Source organism: Pseudomonas gingeri, assembly GCF_013386115.1.
In the GTDB taxonomy this organism is placed as follows: Bacteria; Pseudomonadota; Gammaproteobacteria; order Pseudomonadales; family Pseudomonadaceae; genus Aquipseudomonas; species Aquipseudomonas gingeri.
In genome coordinates, this window is sequence record NZ_JACAOR010000001.1 from 222160 (window position 1) to 240558 (window position 18399).

The following is an 18399-nucleotide window of genomic DNA, read 5'->3' on the forward strand; positions in this document are numbered from 1 at the left end:
GTCGCCGTTTCCCCCGGGTAGCTGTTCCCGGGTGAAACGGCTGCTGCCCGACCTGGCGCAGGTTAGGTAGCGAAACGCTCGCGCAGCACATTCGCCATGGCTTGCAGCTCGGCGGCGGAGTTGCGTCCGATCAGCATGTAGGCATGGGTCTTTCCAGCCCAGAATACTACGTTCATCCCGTGCCGGACTTCCTCGGTCACCGGCTTCACGCCGTTCTTCGAACGGGTGATGCACAGCGCCAGGGGGCCGTGCTGCGGATCGAGGTAGGCCATCTGGGCAATCGGCACATGCTCGTATTCCAGCATTTGCACGCGCTTGAGCTGCGGTCCGGGCAAGGCTACCTGGCTGGGCTCCAGGGCCAGTCCCAGGCCTTTGTCGAGGTTCTGCAACTGCGCCCGCTGCGAGGCTTCGTCGCCCGGCAGGTTGTCCAGGGTCTGCGTGGTATAGAGCGTCATATAGTCGGCCACCACGCTGCGCCAGCTGACTTCGCTCTGTGGTGCCGGCGCCTGCCAGACCTGGAACAGCCGGTCGGCGGCGATCCCGGCCACCATGAAGCTGGCGGCGACCGCGAGGAAGCTGCGTCGGCTCATGGGCGGCCTGGCGCGTTCCGACGGCAGTGAGTCGAGCATGGCTTCGAGCCTGGCCAGGGGAGCCTGTTCGAGCAGTTCGCCATAGGCGTCCTGGAACGGCAGGTCACTGCGGATCAGCCATTCGATGCGCTCGGCGACGGCCTCGTTTTCGGCGATGGCGATTTCCACGCGTGTGCGTTCCTCGATATCCAGTTCGTCATCGAGAAAGGCCACCAGAAGTTCATCGGAAGGCGTGTAGTGAGAAAGCTGATCAGTCATCGCCGTTCTCCGCTGGTTGAGGTGGGCACGGCACGCAGGGGCGGGTGCTCCGCCAGTTTCATGCGCGCGGCGGCGAGCCGGCTCATGACCGTGCCGATCGGCACCTCAAGAACATGGGCCACTTCCTTGTATGACAGGCCTTCGACATAGGCCAGGAACACGGTTTCGCGTTGCGCTTCGGGCAGGGCGTCGACGCGCTTGATGACCTGCGAGGCGAGCACATGGGTCTGCACCACCTGCTCGCCGTCGAAGGACAGCACCTCGTCGGCATCGACCTGTCCCTGGCCCCGGCGCACGCGCTGGGAGCGGACTTCGTTGAGCCAGATCGAATGCAGGATGCTCAACAGCCAGCGATCCATGCGGGTGCCCGCGACGAACTGGTCGCCACGCTCCAGCGCCCGGACACAGGTGGCCTGCACCAGGTCCTCGGCGATATGTCGTTGTCGGGACAACACCAGGGCATAACGCCACAGGCGTGCCAGGTGCTGGCCCAACTCGGCTCGTATTTCCTTGTCGCTGGCGATGGCAACCTCCGCGTCTATCGATTATCAGCTCTGGGTAGGATGGGCGATGGCGTCTGCCAGGTCTTCATATTCTTCGCACTGGGTGCCGCAGAGCGACTTGATGGTCTGCAACTGCTCCTGGGCGAGGTCCAGGCGGCCCTTGATCACGTAGGCTTCGCCCAGGTATTCACGGACCTGGGCATAGTTTGGATCGAGTTCCACGGCTTGCAAGTAATAGCCGATGCCCTCGTCGGTGCGACCCAGCTTGCGGGTGGCGTAGCCGCGATAGTTCAGGGCCTTGGCGGTATTCTGGTCCTTCAGGGTGTCGAGTACGTCCAGCGCTGCCTGGTACTGCTTGTCCTTGGCCAGGACGTAGGCGTAGTCGGCGCGTTCGTCGTCGGTGGCGGTGCTGGTCACCTTGGGCTCGCACTTGTTTTCTCTCGGGTTCCAGATTTGCTGCTCGGTGCACTTTTTCGGCGGCGTGGCCGGTTCTTCGCCGGAGGCGAACGCCAGGCTGCTCGACAGCGAAGCCGCCAGGCAACTGGCAATCAGGAAGGGAACGGCGAAAGTGCTTTTACGAAGGCTCATGGGTACTGCTCCGGGGTCGGCAACAAGGAGAACGCCTGGGCGTCGGGTTTTATTCGGTGGATCTGAAAATTATTTCAGGCGGCCGCCCGGCAGCATGCGCCGCAGGGTGTCGTCGCCCAGGCCGTAGTGATGCACCAGGGCCATGATCGCGTGCAGGCCGGCGAGGATCACGATAACCCACGCCACCTGTTCGTGCAGGCCGGCCAGTACCGGGCGCAGCGAACGGTCGAGGCTGACCAGCGTCGGAATGTCCACCAGGCCGAAGAAACTGAAGGGCTCGCCCTGGGCCCAGCGAAAGGCGAAACCCAGGCCGATCTGTGCCAGCAGCAATCCATAAAGCGCCAGATGAGCGAGTTTGGCCAGGGTATTCATGGCGCCGCGATGCAATGCCGGCAGGCGGCGTGCGGCGAACAGACGCCAGAGGATCCGGGCGATGACGATCAGCGCCAGCAGGATGCCGCAGGAGATATGCAACGATTGCAGGCCCTTGCGCCATGGCGTGCCGCGCTCCAGCTGGGCCCAGATCTGCGAGCTGGCGAAGAGATAGATCACCAGTGCCGCGGTCAGCCAGTGCAGGCCGATGGTCAGGCGGTCATGGCGGTGCGTGGGCGCGTTGCCCGGGGGCAGGGAGACGGTGTGCATGGACAATCCTCGGTGGCGTTGTGGATTGAACACGCGATATCTGGAGTTTATTCATTCGTGGGCGAAATAATTTCAAGCCCTGAGATCGTCACCCCGTTCGGCGACGCTCGGCGTCACAAAGCGGACGCAGAGCGTCCACGGAGACGTTCCCACGCGGAGCGTGGGAACGATCGGTGATAATCGATTAGAGGCCCAGGTCCGACAGGCTCGGATGATCATCGGGACGACGTCCCAGCGGCCAGTGGAACTTGCGCTCCTCGGCCTTGATCGGCAGGTCGTTGACGCAGGCAAAACGGTGGGCCATCAGGCCGTTCTCGTCGAACTCCCAGTTTTCGTTGCCATAGGAACGGAACCAGTTGCCCGAATCGTCATGCCATTCATAGGCGTAACGCACCGCGATACGGTTGTCGGTAAAGGCCCAGAGCTCCTTGATCAGCCGGTAATCGAGCTCCTTGGCCCATTTGCGGCTGAGGAAGGCCTTGGCTTCTTCGCGGTTGTTGGCGAACTCGGCGCGGTTGCGCCATTTGGTGTCCAGGGTATAGGCCAGGGACACCCGTTCCGGGTCGCGGGAGTTCCAGCCGTCTTCGGCGAGGCGAACTTTCTGAATCGCCGATTCACGGGTGAAAGGCGGAAGTGGCGGGCGAGCGTCTGCGTTAGATGACATTTCAATGTCTCCAATGAGGTTGAGTTCAGACCAGTTGTCGCGCTGTGTTCAAGCGAAAGGTGTCACGCCCGGGAAGTCGTCATCCAGATTGAGCGGTTATTCCCGGGGCATGACGCCGTCAGAGCGCCAATAACTTCCGCGCCATGCATTGCGCATTATCGGCTGCACCGTGGTCGCCCATGACCAGTGCAACGGTAATGGCTCCGTCGATCAATATCAGCAATTGCCGGGCAACTGCTTCTTTGTCGTCGATGCCATGTGCTTCACAGAGCTCGACGAGATAGTCGAGCAGTTTCTGTTTATGTTCCTTGGCCAGCAGACGCACCGGATCCTGTGGATCGCCGGTCTCGCCCGCAGTATTGATGAAGGCGCAGCCACGGAAGCCTTCGGAGGTGAACCAGCCCGTCAGGACACTGAACAGGTTGAGCAGACGTTCACCGCTGGTGGCGGCCTTGTCGACTTCGCGGCGGTACCACTGCATCCAGCGCACGTCCCGCCGGCGCAAGGCCTCGACGGTCAGGTGATCCTTGGTGCCGAAGTACTTGTAGATACTTTTGCGCGCCACGCCGGAAGTCTTCACCAACAGGTCGATCCCGGTGGCATGGATGCCACTTTGGTAGATCAACCGCTCGGCGGTATCCAGAAGGGTGTCGCGGGTTTGATTCGGAATATTTTCGTTCATGGGAGAGATGGTAGAACGATCGTTCTCCATGGTCAATCCCTGTTCTCGAAATAAACCGTCGGGAGCTGCGTTGCCGTCCCTGGCAACCGTGATGGCGGGGAGATCAGACTTTGAAGAAGCTGACTTTCTGCGTCAGGCTGTCGGCCAGTACCGAGAGTTCGCGGCTGGAGAGGGCCACCTGGTTGGAGCCGACCGAAGTCTCCATGGCCGCATCGTGGATGCGGTTGATGTTCTGGTTCACTTCCTGGGCCGCGACGCCTTGCTGGGTGGAGGCGCTGGCGATCTGTGCGTTCATGTCGTTGATCGCGCCGACTTCCTCGCGGATCCGGATCAACGCGCCTTCGGCGACACGGGTGCGTTCGACGGTCTGCTGGGCCATTTCGCGGCTGTTGCGCATGATCTCGGCGGTCTTGCCGGCACCGGACTGCAACTGGGCGACCATTTCGCGGATTTCCCGGGTCGAATCCTGGGTACGGGTCGCCAGGGAACGCACTTCGTCCGCCACCACGGCAAAGCCGCGTCCTGCCTCGCCGGCGCGGGCGGCCTCGATGGCGGCGTTGAGGGCCAGCAGGTTGGTGCGCTCGGCAATCGAATTGATCACCGCCACCACGTTTTCGATGGCCTGGCTGTCGTGGGACACCTGGTCCACCGACTCGGCTGCGCCGTCGAGCACCAGGGACAGGCGCTGCATCTCGCTGGAGGTGGTCTGCACCATCTGCTTGCCGCTTTCCACCGCCTGGTCGGCGGCGTTGCTGGCCAGCGCGGCTTTCTGCGCGTAGCCGGCGATTTCGTGGACCGTGGCCGCCATCTGGTTGATGGCGGTGGCCATGCGCTGGGTTTCCCCGGTCTGTACGCGCATCTGCTCGCTGTTGCTGTCGGAACTGGCCAGCAGTTGCGTGGACGAGCCCATCAGGTCGTGGGCCACCGCTCGTACCTGGGTGATGGTTTCGGCCAGGTGGCGGTTGCTGGTCTTCAGGGCGCCCATGACGCTGTCCGGGTAGCGGGTATCGATCACCCCGTCGAGTTGGCCGTTGGCCAGCTGGCGGATCGAGTCGGCGACCGCTTCCGGTTCCGCGCCGAGGGTCGACTTGAGGTTGCGGATGATCAGCACCGAGACCAGTACGCTGAGCAGCACGGCGATGGAGGTGGCCAGCAGCATCAGGGTGGCGAAGTGGCTGGCGGTGGCGCGCACGTCGGCCAGTTGCGTGCCGATCGAGGCTTCCTCCCAGTCGATCAGCGCATTGATGCGTTTGAGCCATTCCTTGTAGGCCGGGGAAATGTCGGACAGCAGGAAAGCCTGGGCCTTGTCCATGTCGCCCTGCTTGCGCAGCTCGATCAGGCGGGCGGTCAGGGCCTGGGTAGTGCGCTCGCTGCTCTTGATGTCATCGAGCAGGCGCCGTTCGGCATCGGAGGCCCCCATGTGGGAGAAGATCGCATCCATCGGCTGGGCCGAGGCCTGGTAATCGGCGTTCAGCCGTTCGATGTTGCGCAGGTGGGTGTCCAGGCCGGCGCCGTCGCGGACCAGCACCGCATCGCGAATGGCGATGGCGCGATCATGCACACTGCCGCGGAAGTTGATGGCGTAGCGTTGCTTGACCGCGCTGTCGTCACTGACGTTGGTCAGGGTCGAGTCGATCAACCCCACGCGATTGACCCCGATCAGGGTCACCAGAATCAACAGCGAAAGTACCAGCCCAAACCCCAATCCAAGGCGTTTGGCGATTGTCAGAGAGCGGGTCATTTCAGGTTTCCTTAGCGTAAACGCAGGATTGATATCAGAGAGCCATTAGATGGGCCAACTTGTAGCCCGTTACAAGGGCCAGTCGGAATTTGTTTTTGCCTATCAGGGCAATGGGCTGAATATCTCGAGGTTGGCAGCAACGCCCTCCTGGAAGGCGAGCGCAAAAAGCGATGCATGGTGTAAGCTCTCGAGTCCTTCGCATTCGACCCTTAGCGAGCCCTATGCCGTCGCTCTTCAAACGCTCCCTGTTGCCCAAACTGCGCAGTTTTCCGTTGACTGCCGATGCCTTGACCATCCTGCCGTCGGCCGCCGAGTTCCGTCGCTGCCTGCTGGAGAAGATCGCCGGGGCACGGCAACGCATCACCCTGGTAGCGTTGTACCTGCAGGAAGACGAGGCGGGGCAGGAGATTCTCGATGCGCTGCATGCGGCCAAATCGGCCCATCCGGCGCTGGAGATCGTCGTCGTGGTCGACTGGCTGCGCGCCCAGCGTGGCCTGATCGGCGCGGGCAAGCAGCCGGGCAACAGCGCCTGGTACCAGGCGCAGACCCGCGACCACACCACCGAAGTACCGATCTACGGCGTGCCGGTGCAGACCCGCGAGTTGTTCGGCGTGCTCCACCTCAAGGGTTTCGTGATCGATGATTGCGTGATCTACAGCGGCGCGAGCCTGAACAACGTCTACCTGCACAAGTTCGACAAGTACCGCTTCGACCGCTATCACCTGCTGCAAAACCGCGCCCTGGCCGATTCGATGCAGGGGCTGATTCGCAAGGAGCTGCTGGCTTCCCATGCGGTCTGCCGCCTGGACCTGCCGAGCCTGCCGAGCACCCGCAGCCTGCGCGGCGGTATCGGTGATCTGCGCAGCCGCCTGAAAAAGGCCCAGTACGACACTCAGGCCGGCGCCGAACCGAGTTTCAGCCTGTCGGTCAGCCCGCTGCTGGGCCTGGGCAAGAACAACCCGCTGAGCCGGGTGATCTGCGAACTGATCGCCGCCAGCCAGCAGCAACTGACCATCTGCACGCCGTACTTCAACCTGCCGCTGGCGGTGACCCGGGAGATCAACCGGGCCCTGGAGCGAGGGGTGAAGATCGATATCATCGTCGGCGACAAGACCGCCAACGACTTCTATATCCCGCCGAGCCAGCCGTTCAAGGTCATCGCCGCTCTGCCGTACCTGTACGAGATCAGCCTGCGGCGCTTCGCCAAGCGTCATCAGGCGGCCATCGACAGTGGCCTGCTGAACCTGCACCTGTGGCGTGACGGTGACAATACCTACCACCTCAAGGGCATGTGGATCGACCAGCGCTATACCTTGCTGACCGGCAACAATCTCAATCCACGGGCCTTCCGCCTGGACCTGGAAAACGCCTTGCTGATCGACGATCCGCGCAGCGAACTGCTGGAGCCAAGGGCCCGGGAGCTGGAGCTGATTTTCGAGAACACGCGGCGTATCGACAGTTTCAAGGAGCTGGATACCCTGGTGGAATACCCGGAGGCGGTGAGCAAGTTCCTGCGGCGGGTCAGTCGGGTGAAGATCGAGCGACTGCTGTATCGGATGCTTTGATTGTCTGGTGAGTTATCTGGCTAAGCGGAGTGCATCAAAGATGCTAAGTGTTATTATTAAATGATATAAAAACCTGTTAATTTTGACAGTAGATGATTACCGTACGCGTATGTAACTTCAGTCACAGGGCTTTCTCTCCAACGCTGCACGATTCCGAGAGAGCCAAGTGACAGAGGCTCAAAGCCCTTGGAGAGTTACTATGCAAGTCGGTATTTCTTGTGCGTTTGCAATATTGATTTTGTGCCAGGGCTGCTCTCTATCCACCGATTCTTCGTTGTCAGATTCATCCGCGCATGAGTTGCAAACGGCGACGCCTGAAAACGGCCCAGGCGGAGTCAGGGCGGCTGGCACTTATGCAGATCCAAAGCACTGGAGTGAACCAACTTTCATAGGGGCAATACATCGGGGCGGAAATGGCTTCTATGAGGCTCGGTTCAACGGTAGCGCATGCTCGACATGTTACTATCCACCTGCCGGGGCCGATAATTCCTGGTGGTTTTTTCGTGGGCTACATGCCGGCACCTTTGATGATCCCAAGTCCTGGAGTGAAATAACCTATACAGGAGCGATACATCGGGGGAATACTGGTTTCTATGAGGCCCGGTTCAACGGTAGTGCATGTTCGACCTGTTACTATCCGCCTGCTGGAGTCGATAATGGCTGGTGGTTCTTTCGTGGGATACATGCCGGTACTTTCAACGATCCGAAATCCTGGAGCGAGTACTCCTATATCGGCGCAGTACATGGGCTTGGCAATACAAAGCGCTTTATTTCAAAATTCAATGGTGTTGCCCAGCCTGCCCATTATTATCCAACCAACGAGCGGGAGAATGCCTGGTGGCGTACCGCAGCAACCGGATGTTGGACAGGGAATGGGCCAGTGGTGTCGATAGGCGGTTTGGCAATGACTGATACGAGTCGGCGGGGCAAAGTGCCTGCGGGACGTTTTCTGGATATTCAATCATTACTCTCGAAGTCGCCTACGGCGGAGAGCTCTCCGTTGTTGAAGGGCGTGCGCCCCTCAATGTTGCAACTGAGAAACGTCTATGAAGATTATCAGGTAAGTAGTGCGCCTTTGATGAAGGGCAATGGCGATTTTGGGGAACTGGTTGTTGCTCTTCGTGTTGACGGAAGTTTTGTTGCATTTCTTGATACACCGGAAAATCGTGGAACTGTCATTGGGCGTTCCGACGGGGCGCAAACCTGGATCAAGGAGGAGAAATATGACTATCTCACGCCGGATGCCGTTGAGTCTGATACGCGGCATGAGGGTGTGTCTTTTGTTGATTCCAAGTCGATTAATAGCCTGGTCGATCATGATTGCAATGGACGGATTATTGTTGATGTATTGGCTGGGTTCTCGAGGTCTGCCGCTGACCGGGTCGGTGATTCGACAGCTTTTGCCCTTGCGCAAGTCGAAAGTGCCAACCTGGGATTGCGAAATTCAAGAGCCGATACAGTGCGGCTCAGATTGGTAGGTACGCAGATTGTCAACGAGGACTATCCGGTGACCGGGACAACCCTTGGTTTGGTAGCGAATATATTCAGGAATGGTATTGCTGAGTCCGGGGCCGATATGGTTGCCGGGTATTTTAATATGCCTACGGGTGATGCAGCCGGAGGTTTTGCATATGCGCCTGGCCGCTACAGCATTCAGAGAACCGCCCAGCCAGCCGCATTTCGTCATGAGATCGGGCATAACGCTGGTGGAGGGCACTGCAATACTGAAGGGACTGATAATTACAAGTTTGGATTTAGTAATGGGGTGTCGGCAACTTTTCTGTGTGGGAATAATGTCAATTATTATTCGACACCTTTTGTCTTGGATAGCGGTGGCCGTCCGCTCGGTAATGCGAGAACCGCGGATATGGTGAGGGTATGGGGCGAAAGAGCAGAAGCGATGTCGTCTTATGCCAGGTCCGTCACTGCTCCTGTTGGCGTGTATCCTTGATCCTGAGACGCAATTGGAACACCCAGTAACCGATGTTGGTTACTGGGTTTGTTTTCTGTTTACTTAGTTCAGGCCCAGCTTGCCGCGCAGGGTCGACAGGTCTTCGGCCAGGGTGTTGACCGGACCCACCAGAGCCTTGCGGTCAGCGTCCTTGACCTTGTCATAGGTCTCGAAACCGCCGTCCTTGGTCTTGTACTTGGCCAGGATCTTGTTCACAGCGGCAAAGTTCTTGTCGACTTTGGCGGCGAAGGCCTTGTCCTGCTTCTCGATCTGCGGACGGAACAGGTCGACGATTTTCTTCGCGCCGTCGATGTTGCCCTGGAAGTCGTACAGGTCGGTGTGGCTGTAGCGGTCTTCTTCACCGGAAATCTTGGTCGCGGCCACTTCTTCGAGCAGGGCGGCGGCGCCACCGACGACTTTCTCCGGCGGGAAGGTCAGGCCGGCGACGCGGGCCTGCAGGTCCTTGACGTTTTTGTCCAGGCCATCGGCCAGGTCACCCAGGCCCTGGGTGGAGTTTTCGGAGAACAGGCTGTACTCCAGGCGGTGGAAACCGGTGAAGTCTTCGGCCTTGACACCTTTCTCATGGTCGTCGACACGGGAGTCGATGGCGGCGTCGAGGTCGCTGAACAGTTCGGCGATCGGCTCGATCGACTCGTAGTGGACGCGGGTCGGTGCGTAGAGCTTCCTGGCGGTGGCCAGGTCGCCTTTCTTCACGGCGTCGGTGAACTGCTGGGTCTTGCTGGCCAGCTCGTCGAGCTGTTCAGTCACGTAAATCTTGTAGTCCGAAACCGGCCCCACCAGGTCCAGGGGCGCGGTGGCCGCAAAAGCCGAGAGCGGAGTGTGCAGCAGGCCGACGGCCAACAACAAAGCAAGAGGCGACTTCTTCATGGGACGTTTCCGTGAGTTAAGGGTTAAGCAGTGGTTTTTTGTGGTGTTGCAGATAGCAGCGAGCGACCGATGAAATCCTGATCGCCGGTGACTCCCGGCAAGGTGAAGAAATAACCGCCGCCGATCGGCTTGAGGTATTCCTCCAGGGGCTCACCGTTGAGTCGTGTCTGGACCGCGATAAAACCTTGCTCCAGGTCGGCCTGGTAGCAGATGAACAGCAAGCCCATTTCCAGCTGGCCGTTCTTGCTCACGCCGTTGGAGTAGTTGAACGGCCGGCGCAGGATCAGGTTGCGCTGGGTTTCGGCAGTACGCGGGTTGGCCAGGCGGATATGGGCATCGAGCTTGGTCAGCTTGCCTTCGGGATCCTTGGCGTAGTCCGGTACCTGGGTTTCTTTCTGGCCGTCCATGGGCGCGCCCGAGCTCTTGACCCGGCCGATGATGCTTTCCTGCTCCTGCAGCGGGGTGCGGTCCCAGCGCTCCACCAGGTTGCGGATGATCCGCACCGCCTGGTAGCTGCCATGGGCGGCCCAGGCCGGTTCGTCGCTGCCGGGCTGGACCCAGACGATACGGTCCATGGCGCTGCCGTCGTTGGAGTCCGGGTTGGCCGAACCATCACGGAAACCGAGGAAGTTGCGCGCGCTCTGGGCCGGTTCGCCGGGCTTGGCCGGGGCCTGGGGCGGTACCGAACCTTCCTGCTTCCAGCGCACCAGCAGCAGGTCCGGGGTGTTCTTGACGATATCGCGCAGGGCGTGGATGTTGGTGTCCGGGGTGTTGGAGCAGAACTGGATGCTCAGGTCGCCGTGGCACAGGTCCGGCTGCAGGGCGTCGTTGGGGAAACCGACCATCCGGCTCAGGCGCTTGGGCTTGGCGGCCTCCAGGCCGAAACGCTCATCGAACAGCGAGTCGCCGACGGAGACGGTGATGGTCAGGTTGTCCGGGGTGACGACCGGGCCGAGGATCCCGGAGTCCACCGGTGGCAGCTTCGGGTCGACCTGCTTCACCGCGCCGCCGGTCATCAGGAAGGCGATGCGCTGGTTGAGGGTGCGGAACAGGCGCTCGAGGTCCTTGCGGTCGCTGGCGAGGACGTCGAAGGCGACGATCATGCCGGCTGCCGGACGCGGCGTGACGATGCCGGTCTGGTGCTGACCATGGAAATCGTGGCGGTCCTGGGTCTTGTCGCTGCTCGGGGCCTGCGTTACTTGGGCTTGAGTTGCCTGGGCTTGAGTGGCCTGGCCCTGACTGGCCTGGCCCTGTGACGCCGCCATAGCCGGACAACTCAGGGCGCTGCCGGCAATGGCCGCGCCGGCTACGCCCATGCCCAGCAGAACGCGGCGGCGGTCGGCGGAAAACTCGTTGTTACGCTGTGATGAATCGCTCATGTTCGGGTCGTCTGCTGATTACAGGCCGGAAAGGCCAAGGGCGGGATCGATTCCATCGAGTGCATCGGCCAGGACCTTGGCCTTGTCGGCAAGCTGCTTGCGCTGTTCGGCGCTGACGGTGTCATAGGCGACATAGCCGTCGGCGGTGCGCAGGCCGTTGAATTCGGCATCCAGGGCAACGGCGGCGTTGTCGAGCTTGGGCAGCAGGTCGGCGGCCGACTTCGCCAGCAATGGCCGCAGCAGGTCGATGACCTTGCGCGTGGCTTGCAGGTTGGCGGCGAAACCATTCAGGTCGATATGGCTGTAGCGTTCTTCCTCGCCGCTGCTGCCGCGGGTCTCGGCGATGCTGTGCATGCTGCGGGCGACGATACTGACCAACTGTTCCGGGGGCAGCGACTGGGCCAGCAACTGTTGCTTGAGGCTGATCACATCGGCCTGCAGACGCTGCACGGTGGGCATCAGACCATCGAGGTTGCGTTGCTGGAACAGGCCGTATTCGATGCGGTGGAAGCCGCCGAAGCCAGGGTCCTGCTCGCGCTTTTCGTAGTAGTCGGCGCGGGCGTTGATACCGTTGTCCAGTTCGGAAAAGCGCTGGGCGGCCGGTGCCAGGCGCTGATAGGCGGCGCGGGCCGGCACATACAGCGCCTGGGCCTGGCTCAGGTCGCCGGCGGCGATGGCCTGTTGCAGGGCGTCGACCGCCTTGATCAGGGCGCTGCCCTGGGTGCTCAGGTAGACGCGGAACTCCGACAGCGGTCCGATAAAGGCGGTCATCGACGGACGCGCCTGGGCGGCCGCATCAGAGGCAGCGGTCGGGGTCACGTGCAGCGTGCCACGGGGATTGCTCAGCAGGCCGCAGGTAATCGCGTAGTCGCCAGGGGCGAGGTTGGCGTTGATCACCTGGCTCAAGCCGGGGGCGATGTTCTCGCGTTCTTCGACCACCAGCACGCCGTCGAGGATTTCCCACTCCACCGCGCGATCCGACTTGTTGAGGATACGGAAGCTGTTCAGCCCGGCTGGAACGGTCAGTGCATTCGGTTCACAGCTATGGGCCAGGATGCTGACGGTGATTTCGTTGTGATGACCCTGGCGTTTGCTCGCTGCCAGTTGCGAGGCGTAGTAGAACAGTCCACCGGCCGCGATCATCACGATCACCGAGCCGGCTACCGCCCAGCGCAAGGCCTGGGGCGGTTTGCCAGTTGCAGGGTTGGACATGGGTAACCTTACTGGTTGGGAACGGAAGAGGTTTGCTTGGTTGCCGGTGGTGCGGCGGGGATGAAAAACATCACCAGCGCGATCACCAGGTACAGCAGGTAGGCGCCTACGACACTGACGGTCGGGGCATCCTGGTAGCCGAACATGCCGGCCAGCACCGAACCGGTCGGGCCGTCCATCGGCAGCGTGGCACTGATATCGAAGACCACGGCTTGCAGGTGGTTCCACAGCCCGGCTTCATGCAGTGCCTGTACCGAATTGGCCAGGATGCCGGCGGCGACCACGAGGATGAACAGGCCGGTCCAGCGGAAGAACAGGCTCAGGTTCAGGCGCATGCTGCCGGTGTAGATGGCGAAGCCGACGAAAATCGCCAGGATCAGGCCGAGCAGGGCACCGATCGGCGCGCCCGGGCCTTCGCTCTGCTGGAACACCGCCAGCAGGAAAAACACGGTTTCCAGGCCTTCGCGGGCCACGGCGAAGAACACCATGGCAATCAGCGCCCAGACCTGGTGCCTGGAACCGGCCAGGGCGTGATCGAGGGAAACATGCAGGGAATGCTTGATGGACCGGGCGACCTTGCGCATCCAGAACACCATAGAGCTGAGGATGCCGACGGCGATCAGGCCGACGATGCCTTCGAAGAGTTCCTGTTGTTTCTGCGGGAACTCGGCGCTCATCAGTTCCAGGCCGCCACCGACCAGCAGGGCGAGGGCGGCGGCGAGAAAGACCCCGATCCAGACGGCGGGCATCCACTGACCGCGGCCGGTCTGCTTGAGGTAGCTGGCAATGATGCCAACGATGAGCGCGGCTTCGATGCCTTCGCGCAACATGATCAGAAAGGGAACCAGCATTCGGCAATCGCGTCCGTTACAAAGTGGATGGTAATTTGTAACATAATGATACTCATTACTAAACAGCTTTCATTGACAATAGCTGAACCTGGGCTGAACGGCAGGGGGCTGCCCGGACGCAGAGCGTCCAGAAGGGCGTTCCCACGCAGAGCGGGGGAACGATCAGCGGGATTCCGGTCTGCGCAAGACAGACGTCTGGCAGGGTCACCGTGGGAGCCGGCTTGCTGGCGATAGCGATCTGCCGGTCGACATCCGTGCTGACGGATGCGTCGCGATCGCCAGCAAGCCGGCTCTGGCAAGGTGCATCCGCCATGGGGGCGATATCAGGTGCTCAGGGCGAAATCGACCGCCGCGAGGGCATGCAACTCGGTGGTGTCGAGCAACGGCAGGTCGCTGTGCTCCGGCTTGATCAGCAGGCTGATTTCCGTGCACCCGAGAATCACCGCCTGGGCGCCGCGGGCGGCCAGTCCGGCGATCACTTGCCGGTACACCTGGCGCGAATGTTCGCTGATGATGCCGACGCAGAGTTCATCGTAGATGATCCGGTGCACGGCCTGGCGCTCGTCGGCTTCAGGCACCAGCACCTCCAGGCCCTGGGCGACCAGGCGCTGCTTGAGAAAGTCCTGCTCCATGGTGAACGCGGTGCCGAGCAGCCCCACGGTCCGTGCCCCGGCCGCGAGGGCGGCGTGTCCGGCCGGCTCGGCGATATGCAGGAAGGGGATGTCTACCGCGGCCTGGATCTGCTCCGCGACCCGATGCATGGTGTTGGTGCAGAGCACCACGCACTCGGCGCCACCGGCCTGCAGGCGCCGCGCGGCGTCCTGCAGGATCAGCCCGGCATCGTCCCAGCGCCCGGCGTGCTGGGCCTGTTCGACAGGTCCGAAGTCGACGCTGTACATTAGCAGCGACGCCGAGCGCAACGGGCCGAGCCGCGCGCGGACCTGCTGGTTGATGATCCGGTAGTACTCGGCGCTGGATTCCCAGCTCATGCCGCCGATAAGGCCGATGGTACGCATGTGGTGCTCCTGTCGATAAAAGGTGTCGATAAAGGGTGCCTTGCGCAGTCTGCGCGGCTGCATCAGTTCCCATCTATCAGGAAATTTCATATGCCGGGGCAACGGCCTGCAGTGCTTCCAGTTCCTCCCCGGCATCTGCTGGACGGGCGGCTGTGCCTGCAGTTGCTGCCGCGCTCGGCCTACAGCGGCCGCGACCCGGTGCAATGGCAGACCCTGGGCATTGCCCTGGAACACCAGCAGGGCGTGCACGCGATCAATTCCGACCGGCGTATGGATTTCGACACCTGGCCCGGCACCCTGGCACTGACGCCGCCCGGCGTCGAGGTGTTTTCCGAATCGGCCAGGGGCGGCGAATACCTGCTGGCGCGCTGGCGGCTCGAGGATGAACAGGCCCCGACGCAGCGCCGCCTGGAGATTCCCGGTCATGCCCGGGGCCTGTCCTGCGGACGGCAACTGCGCCGCTTGCTGCTGGATCCGCACACCGATCCGCTGGCCCTGGAAGCCGCTGCACTGGACTTTGTCGGGCTGTGTGACACGGCTCCGGTTTCGATCCGTCGATCAGGTGATTTCGGGCCGATCCTGCAACGCTTTGCCGAAGCCTTTGCGCAGCCCTTGAGCCTGGCGCGGCTGGCGGCCGAACAAGGGCAGTCGGAACTGCGTTTCCTGCGGGATTTCACCCGTGCCATCGGCATGACTCCCCATGCCTACCTGCTTGAGGTCCGGGTTCAGGCTGCGCGACGACTGATCGAGAACTCCGACCTGGCACTGGCGGAGATCGCCCTGGACTGCGGCTTCGCCCATCAGTCGCACCTGGGTAGCGCCTTTCGCAAGGTGCTGGGCGTGACACCCGGCGAGTACCGCAGGCGACTCTCTTGCAAAAGCTCTGCATGAGTTAGTCGTACGCCCCTGGATGCGATCTGCCATGATCGTGGCTTCGATTCAGGTTCACCCGAGGAGCAGTTCAATGGACGATGTACGGCAACTGGGGGAAATGCTTCGGCACTACGCCGAGAGCGAAGCGCACAAGCAGCAACTGTTCGACAGCCAGTCGGCCCACTGGACGGCGCGGATCGTCGAGCTGTTCGATCATATCGAGCGCTGGCTGGAGCCGGTCAAGGCACCGGGCCTGCTGGAAGTGCGGCGCGAGGATTACGTGGCCTTCGGCCCTGGCGTCGCGGTGGAAACCTCGACCTTCAAGACGCAGAAACTGAGCATTCATATCGCCGGCAAACCGGTGGAGTTCGTCCCGGAAGTGATGGGCGCCGGTGGTGCGATTTCCCTGGCGGTGGTGGGCTTGACAGCGGCACGCCATGGCAGCGTTTCACTGGTGGGCGTGCCGGGTACCGGGGACTGGCAGTGGCGCAAGACCAATGGCCTGAAAGACCCGGACATCTTCGCATTCGATGCCGACTTCCTCGCCGTGCAATTGCAGAGCTTGATCCCCCGCGAACGCGTGTGAGCAGGCGGGTGGCCGGCTACAGGCCACCCTGCGTTCCATGACCGGTGCGTTCAGGCGATCTGCGCTGCTTGCCGGGCCACGGCGGCATCCGCCACCCGCACGGTGCGCCAGGTGTTGTAGGCCATCAGCAGCATGCCGCTGAGAAAGAATACCCCTCCGGCAAATCGCACGATAAAGCCGGGATGGCTGGCCTGCAGCGCCTCGACGAAGGAGTAGGTGAGGGTGCCGTCCTCGTTGACCGCGCGCCACATCAGTCCCTGGGTGATGCCGTTGACCCACATCGAGGCGATATAGAGGACGGTGCCGATGGTCGCAAGCCAGAAATGCAGGTTGATCAGGCCGACGCTGTGCATCTGCTCGCGCCCGAAGACCTTGGGGATCATGTGATACAGCGAGCCGAAGGTAATCATCGCCACCCAGCCGAGGGCGCCGGCGTGCACATGGCCGATGGTCCAGTCGGTGTAGTGGGACAGGGCGTTGACGGTCTTGATCGCCATCATCGGTCCTTCGAAGGTCGACATGCCGTAGAACGCCAGGGACAGCACCAGGAAACGCAGGATCGGATCGGTGCGCAGCTTATGCCAGGCGCCCGAGAGGGTCATCATGCCGTTGATCATGCCGCCCCAGCTCGGCGCCAGCAGGATCAGCGACATGGCCATGCCCAGCGACTGCGCCCAGTCCGGCAGGGCGGTGTAGTGCAGGTGGTGGGGGCCGGCCCAGATATACAGGGTGATCAGCGCCCAGAAGTGGACGATGGACAGCCGATAGGAATACACCGGACGCCCGACCTGCTTGGGCACGAAGTAGTACATCATCCCGAGAAAACCGGTGGTCAGGAAGAAACCCACCGCGTTGTGCCCGTACCACCACTGCACCATGGCATCCGTCGCGCCGGAGTAGACCGGATAGGACTTGAACCAGCTCACCGGGATCGACAGGTGATTGACCACGTGCAGCATGGCGATCACCAGGATAAAGGCTCCGAAGAACCAGTTGCCGACATAGATATGCCGGGTCTTGCGTCGTACCACGGTGGTGAAGAACACGATGGCGTAGGCGATCCAGACCACGGTCATCCACACCGCGCCGCTGAATTCGATTTCGGCGTATTCCTTGGTGGTGGTATAGCCCAGCGGCAGGCTGATGAACATCACCACGATCACCGATTGCCAGCCCCAGAACGTGAACGCCGCCAGGGCGTCGCTGTACAGCCGCACCTGACAGGTACGTTGCACGGTGTAATAGCTGGCGGCGAACTGGGCGCTGCCGGCGAAACCGAAGATCACCAGGCTGGTGTGCAACGGTCGCAGGCGGCCGAAGGTGGTCCAGGGCAGGTCCAGGTTCATTTCCGGCCAGACCAGTTGCGAGGCGATCAGCACGCCCATTGCCATGCCGATCACGCCCCAGAATACCGTTGCCACGACGAATTGCCGGACCACCTTGTAGTTGTAGGCCTGTCCGTTTGGTGCTGTGCTCATGGTCAAGTCTTCCACGGTTGCAAAATCGCGCCAGGCCACCCTGGCCTGGCATGCCGTGAACTGTAGGAATGGAGGACGGGACAAAACAGACTCAGAAAAAGCTCATTCATACGGATCAGATATTTCGCCGATTGGCATTGAATGAGCTGGATTCTGATAGGGTTTTTCAGAGCAGAGGTCGATCTGTATCGAGTTTTGCCGGCGCAGAGAAGGGTGGCGGTGTTTCGCGCCCGATCCTACACTGAAAAGCTGTTTTTCAGGTTTGCCGAACAAGGCATCGTATGACAATTTGTGCGTCCCCATAGGTCGCCCGGCACTTTCGTGTTTAACTTCGGCCTCTTCAAAAAAACGTCTGGAAGGATTTCGTTCATGGCTCAAGTCACCCTCAAAGGCAATCCGGTTCAAGTCAACGGTCAACTGCCGCAAGTCGGCTCCAAGGCGCCAGCCTTTTCCCTGGTCAGCGGCGGCCTGGCCGACGTCACCCTGAGCAGCTTTGCCGGCAAGCGCAAAGTGCTGAACATTTTCCCGAGCGTCGATACCCCGACCTGCGCCACTTCCGTGCGCAAGTTCAACGCCCAGGCCAACGACCTGGCCAACACCGTGGTGCTGTGCATCTCGGCTGACCTGCCGTTCGCCCAGGCACGTTTCTGCGGCGCCGAAGGCCTGGAAAACGTACAGAACCTGTCGACCCTGCGTGGTCGCGAGTTCATCGAGAACTACGGCGTGGCTATCGCTGAAGGTCCGCTGGCCGGCCTGACCGCTCGTGCTGTCGTGGTCCTGGATGAAAACGACAACGTCCTGCACAGCGAACTGGTCAAGGAAATCGCCGAAGAGCCCAACTACGAAGCAGCCCTGGCTGTTCTGAAGTAACGGCGGCGGTGATGCCCGACGGCCTGGCTTTGTCCAGGCCGTTTTTCGTTGTGCGGCGCTCT

The 18399-nt window shown here is 61.5% G+C and carries 19 protein-coding genes; 5 read left to right on the plus strand and 14 right to left on the minus strand.

Annotated elements, in window-relative coordinates:
- Window positions 1-62: 62 nt before the first annotated feature.
- From HX881_RS01010 to HX881_RS01040, 7 genes are all read right to left on the minus strand, one after another.
- Complete coding sequence (locus HX881_RS01010) at window positions 63-848, minus strand: anti-sigma factor family protein (RefSeq protein ID WP_042935889.1); 786 nt, start codon at window positions 846-848, stop codon at window positions 63-65.
- Window positions 845-1342 carry an RNA polymerase sigma factor gene (locus tag HX881_RS01015; protein WP_017127399.1) on the minus strand — a complete coding sequence of 166 codons (498 nt, stop codon included), beginning with the start codon at window positions 1340-1342 and terminating at the stop codon, window positions 845-847. Before HX881_RS01015 ends, HX881_RS01010 begins: the two co-directional genes overlap by 4 nt.
- A gap of 54 nt (window positions 1343-1396) precedes the next feature.
- The gene (locus HX881_RS01020; protein ID WP_177082210.1) at window positions 1397-1939 is read right to left on the minus strand and encodes a tetratricopeptide repeat protein; all 543 of its coding nucleotides are present in this window, start codon (window positions 1937-1939) and stop codon (window positions 1397-1399) included.
- 69 nt (window positions 1940-2008) lie between these two features.
- On the minus strand, window positions 2009-2581 hold the full coding sequence (locus HX881_RS01025) for a cytochrome b (protein WP_177082211.1): 573 nt from the start codon (window positions 2579-2581) through the stop codon (window positions 2009-2011).
- Window positions 2582-2765: 184 nt separating this feature from the next.
- The gene (locus HX881_RS01030) at window positions 2766-3245 is read right to left on the minus strand and encodes a nuclear transport factor 2 family protein (protein WP_042935887.1); all 480 of its coding nucleotides are present in this window, start codon (window positions 3243-3245) and stop codon (window positions 2766-2768) included.
- A gap of 118 nt (window positions 3246-3363) precedes the next feature.
- Window positions 3364-3927, minus strand: coding sequence for a TetR/AcrR family transcriptional regulator (locus HX881_RS01035; RefSeq protein WP_017127395.1), 564 nt, complete (start codon window positions 3925-3927; stop codon window positions 3364-3366).
- Between the two features lie 103 nt (window positions 3928-4030).
- On the minus strand, window positions 4031-5668 hold the full coding sequence (locus HX881_RS01040) for a methyl-accepting chemotaxis protein (protein ID WP_177082212.1): 1638 nt from the start codon (window positions 5666-5668) through the stop codon (window positions 4031-4033).
- A gap of 221 nt (window positions 5669-5889) precedes the next feature.
- Here HX881_RS01040 and pssA point away from each other — a divergent pair, with 221 nt between their 5' ends.
- Window positions 5890-7233: a CDP-diacylglycerol--serine O-phosphatidyltransferase gene (gene pssA, locus HX881_RS01045; protein WP_017127393.1), complete on the plus strand. Its 1344-nt coding sequence runs from the start codon at window positions 5890-5892 to the stop codon at window positions 7231-7233.
- Between the two features lie 199 nt (window positions 7234-7432).
- Entirely contained in the window at window positions 7433-9184 is a 1752-nt protein-coding gene (locus tag HX881_RS01050) for a hypothetical protein (RefSeq protein ID WP_177082213.1), read from the plus strand.
- Window positions 9185-9247: 63 nt separating this feature from the next.
- Here HX881_RS01050 and efeO (HX881_RS01055) read toward each other — a convergent pair whose 3' ends face one another.
- From efeO (HX881_RS01055) to HX881_RS01075, 5 genes are all read right to left on the minus strand, one after another.
- Window positions 9248-10072 (minus strand): iron uptake system protein EfeO, encoded by an 825-nt coding sequence (gene efeO / locus HX881_RS01055; protein ID WP_017127392.1) that lies wholly within the window; start codon window positions 10070-10072, stop codon window positions 9248-9250.
- Window positions 10073-10095: 23 nt separating this feature from the next.
- A complete protein-coding gene (gene efeB / locus HX881_RS01060; RefSeq protein WP_177082214.1) occupies window positions 10096-11451 on the minus strand; it encodes an iron uptake transporter deferrochelatase/peroxidase subunit in 1356 nt (451 codons plus the stop codon).
- Between the two features lie 18 nt (window positions 11452-11469).
- The gene (efeO, locus tag HX881_RS01065) at window positions 11470-12663 is read right to left on the minus strand and encodes an iron uptake system protein EfeO (RefSeq protein WP_017127390.1); all 1194 of its coding nucleotides are present in this window, start codon (window positions 12661-12663) and stop codon (window positions 11470-11472) included.
- An 8-nt stretch (window positions 12664-12671) separates the two neighbouring features.
- Window positions 12672-13514, minus strand: coding sequence for an iron uptake transporter permease EfeU (efeU, locus tag HX881_RS01070; protein ID WP_017127389.1), 843 nt, complete (start codon window positions 13512-13514; stop codon window positions 12672-12674).
- Window positions 13515-13837: 323 nt separating this feature from the next.
- On the minus strand, window positions 13838-14530 hold the full coding sequence (locus tag HX881_RS01075; RefSeq protein WP_177083175.1) for an aspartate/glutamate racemase family protein: 693 nt from the start codon (window positions 14528-14530) through the stop codon (window positions 13838-13840).
- A 90-nt stretch (window positions 14531-14620) separates the two neighbouring features.
- Between HX881_RS01075 and HX881_RS01080 the strand changes: the two genes are divergently transcribed.
- Together HX881_RS01080 and HX881_RS01085 are read left to right on the plus strand one after the other, a co-directional pair.
- On the plus strand, window positions 14621-15421 hold the full coding sequence (locus HX881_RS01080; protein ID WP_177082215.1) for a helix-turn-helix domain-containing protein: 801 nt from the start codon (window positions 14621-14623) through the stop codon (window positions 15419-15421).
- Between the two features lie 73 nt (window positions 15422-15494).
- On the plus strand, window positions 15495-15989 hold the full coding sequence (locus HX881_RS01085) for a hypothetical protein (protein ID WP_177082216.1): 495 nt from the start codon (window positions 15495-15497) through the stop codon (window positions 15987-15989).
- A gap of 50 nt (window positions 15990-16039) precedes the next feature.
- Here HX881_RS01085 and ccoN read toward each other — a convergent pair whose 3' ends face one another.
- Together ccoN and HX881_RS01095 are read right to left on the minus strand one after the other, a co-directional pair.
- Complete coding sequence (gene ccoN / locus HX881_RS01090; protein ID WP_177082217.1) at window positions 16040-17467, minus strand: cytochrome-c oxidase, cbb3-type subunit I; 1428 nt, start codon at window positions 17465-17467, stop codon at window positions 16040-16042.
- A gap of 102 nt (window positions 17468-17569) precedes the next feature.
- Window positions 17570-17845, minus strand: a complete 276-nt coding sequence (locus tag HX881_RS01095) for a hypothetical protein (RefSeq protein WP_177082218.1) — start codon at window positions 17843-17845, stop codon at window positions 17570-17572.
- Between HX881_RS01095 and tpx the strand changes: the two genes are divergently transcribed.
- A complete protein-coding gene (tpx, locus tag HX881_RS01100; protein ID WP_177082219.1) occupies window positions 17837-18337 on the plus strand; it encodes a thiol peroxidase in 501 nt (166 codons plus the stop codon). The genes HX881_RS01095 and tpx overlap by 9 nt on opposite strands.
- Window positions 18338-18399: the final 62 nt, after the last annotated feature.

Bases quoted from the DNA above. Each gene is read 5' to 3' on its own strand.
- HX881_RS01010 (WP_042935889.1), bottom strand. From the start codon at position 848: ATGACTGATCAGCTTTCTCACTACACGCCTTCCGATGAACTTCTGGTG.
- HX881_RS01020 (WP_177082210.1), bottom strand. From the start codon at position 1,939: ATGAGCCTTCGTAAAAGCACTTTCGCCGTTCCCTTCCTGATTGCCAGT.
- HX881_RS01025 (WP_177082211.1), bottom strand. From the start codon at position 2,581: ATGCACACCGTCTCCCTGCCCCCGGGCAACGCGCCCACGCACCGCCAT.
- HX881_RS01030 (WP_042935887.1), bottom strand. From the start codon at position 3,245: ATGTCATCTAACGCAGACGCTCGCCCGCCACTTCCGCCTTTCACCCGT.
- HX881_RS01035 (WP_017127395.1), bottom strand. From the start codon at position 3,927: ATGAACGAAAATATTCCGAATCAAACCCGCGACACCCTTCTGGATACC.
- HX881_RS01040 (WP_177082212.1), bottom strand. From the start codon at position 5,668: ATGACCCGCTCTCTGACAATCGCCAAACGCCTTGGATTGGGGTTTGGG.
- pssA (WP_017127393.1), top strand. From the start codon at position 5,890: ATGCCGTCGCTCTTCAAACGCTCCCTGTTGCCCAAACTGCGCAGTTTT.
- HX881_RS01050 (WP_177082213.1), top strand. From the start codon at position 7,433: ATGCAAGTCGGTATTTCTTGTGCGTTTGCAATATTGATTTTGTGCCAG.
- efeO (WP_017127392.1), bottom strand. From the start codon at position 10,072: ATGAAGAAGTCGCCTCTTGCTTTGTTGTTGGCCGTCGGCCTGCTGCAC.
- efeB (WP_177082214.1), bottom strand. From the start codon at position 11,451: ATGAGCGATTCATCACAGCGTAACAACGAGTTTTCCGCCGACCGCCGC.
- efeO (WP_017127390.1), bottom strand. From the start codon at position 12,663: ATGTCCAACCCTGCAACTGGCAAACCGCCCCAGGCCTTGCGCTGGGCG.
- efeU (WP_017127389.1), bottom strand. From the start codon at position 13,514: ATGCTGGTTCCCTTTCTGATCATGTTGCGCGAAGGCATCGAAGCCGCG.
- HX881_RS01075 (WP_177083175.1), bottom strand. From the start codon at position 14,530: ATGCGTACCATCGGCCTTATCGGCGGCATGAGCTGGGAATCCAGCGCC.
- HX881_RS01080 (WP_177082215.1), top strand. From the start codon at position 14,621: ATGCCGGGGCAACGGCCTGCAGTGCTTCCAGTTCCTCCCCGGCATCTG.
- HX881_RS01085 (WP_177082216.1), top strand. From the start codon at position 15,495: ATGGACGATGTACGGCAACTGGGGGAAATGCTTCGGCACTACGCCGAG.
- ccoN (WP_177082217.1), bottom strand. From the start codon at position 17,467: ATGAGCACAGCACCAAACGGACAGGCCTACAACTACAAGGTGGTCCGG.
- tpx (WP_177082219.1), top strand. From the start codon at position 17,837: ATGGCTCAAGTCACCCTCAAAGGCAATCCGGTTCAAGTCAACGGTCAA.